Consider the following 2,019-nt stretch of genomic DNA (forward strand, 5'->3'; position numbering starts at 1 on the left):
ATTGCTGCAATCTCGGCTGGTTTTTCTCGACTGGTCAGTAGCAGACAGCTTTGATGTGCAACTTCACCAATTACCTTGAGTAGTTCCCCATAACTTTCATAGCCTGGGCGATATTGTCCAACGTGGTTGCCTGCAAGTAATATTGTTTCCCAGTTATCCAAAATCAGTAAGCAACGTGAAGCGCGTAAGTAATGAATGAGGCGACTAATTTCGGTTTTGGTTTCTTGCTGATTAGATACAAAGGGTACTAGTTCTGCTAAAAGGGTTTCTAATGGTGGGGCGTTACGCAGACTTCGCCAAATCACATATTCAAATTCTGCTTGAACTTGTTGTGCCAGCTTGACTGCTAGAGCTGTTTTGCCTATGCCTCCCATTCCCAACACTGCCACAATGCGGCTGCGAGTGCCTAAAATCCATTGCTGTAGCTGATTTAGTTCTGTTATGCACCCGTAGAATACGGAGACATCAATTGCTTCTCCCCAATCTGTGCGTTTGTTAACAATGTTGACAGTTGATGGTACTGGGATTATTGTTGCTGCTTCTGTGCCACCCAAGTCAGTAATCTCTTGCCAGTCTAAACCTAGTTTTAAACAGATTTCCCGAAAAATTTGATAATCTACGGGTTTGCTGTTTAAAAATTTACTGACTGTTGCTAAAGCTATCCCTAGTTCTTGCGCCAGACTCTTCTGGTTGGGATAACTGTTGCGATTTAGAGCTAATCTCACCTTTTCCAAGCTTTCGGGTCGAACCTTGAGTGAGCGTGGCATACATTACAGGTAGTGGTGTAGTAAATTCACTGAATTTTTCCCTCATCTTACTTGAAAATCAGTCAAAAGTCAGTAAAAACTCAGTCTTAAACTTAGTACAGCTTTGCATTAATTCGTAGCGAATTTCTCCATCATCTGCGCCACTGTATATGACCATTTTATGGGTTGTGCAGAGTCATTGTGGCGAATAATAAAATCGGTGATACGTTGCTGTAATGTATTAAGGTCAGGAAAATCATTCGGAGTCAGTAGTTTTCGCTGTAAAATGCTGAACCAAATTTCGATTTGGGAGAACCTTGAAGCGTATTTTGGCAGCCAGACAACAACGCCCTGTAAAATTCCAAGCTTCCTGTTTTTGTTTCTGATTCAACCAAGCCTGTAATTGTTTTGGTGCATGAGTGGAGTCATTGTCAAGGATTAAATAGATATGGCGTACACCAAGGGCGTTTGGCTTCTGGGATTAATACCGATAGTAGAAATGTCTGAAAATCAATAAATGTTTTCGTGGGACTACAATAACCATAAATCAAACCCTCAGCAACACTTAAAGCCGCTTTCAAGATGTGTTGCTCCTTCCCTGATATATCGGGCTGCAAAATGAACTGGTTGTTCTGCACCTGCTGCTTTATTCGGATGCAAGCCAAATCGTGCTTGGATTGAAGTTTTCTCGTCTACACACACTACCCAAAATCCAGCAGAAAGTAAAAATTTAGCTTGGGCATATAATCTGAGTACGGGTGTTGCTTTTGCAACGAAATTATCATCAATCCGGTGCATCCAAGCATGAAAGCGCCAAGGCTTGATCCTTTCGGATTTTAGCCATCGCCAAACTGTGGAAGTGGCGATGGAAACTACAATACCCAGTGTGACTAGATGTGCCGCAATATCGCTACAACTCCACCTCGCCAACGGTATATCAAAATCTGTTGGTTTGCTGCAAGCGATGGCTGTGACTTGTGCTTTTACGATTGCTTGAAACAGGCAAGGACGACCAGGGCGTGGAGCTTCTTCCAGGCTACGGGTTTGACACCAGCGTTTGCGCCATTTACGTACAAGAGCAGGTGAGCAGCCTATTTCTCTAGCTATTTGAGCATCTGTCCATTCTGGACTTTCGTCTACTTTTAGTAGAATTTTTACTCTTCTGGCTTTGCTTTGACCTGTTTTACGCGCAAGCACTTGTTGCTGCAACAGCTTTTTTTCCTCTTCCGTTAGCTGCACCCTGTAAGTTTTTTGACGACCAATCATAGTACTG

Annotated in this window: 2 protein-coding genes; both read right to left on the reverse strand. The window is 42.9% G+C overall.

The features are described from left to right. Positions 1-767, reverse strand: a 767-nt coding sequence (locus tag LC574_RS37635) for an NB-ARC domain-containing protein (protein WP_229458701.1), incomplete at its 3' end; no start/stop codon positions are given. A gap of 534 nt (positions 768-1,301) precedes the next feature. After that, positions 1,302-2,019: helix-turn-helix domain-containing protein (locus LC574_RS37640; RefSeq protein WP_229458702.1), on the reverse strand; the 718-nt coding region annotated here is incomplete at its 5' end.

The organism is Nostoc sp. CHAB 5715 (genome assembly GCF_020829685.1).
Classification (GTDB): Bacteria; Cyanobacteriota; Cyanobacteriia; order Cyanobacteriales; family Nostocaceae; genus Nostoc.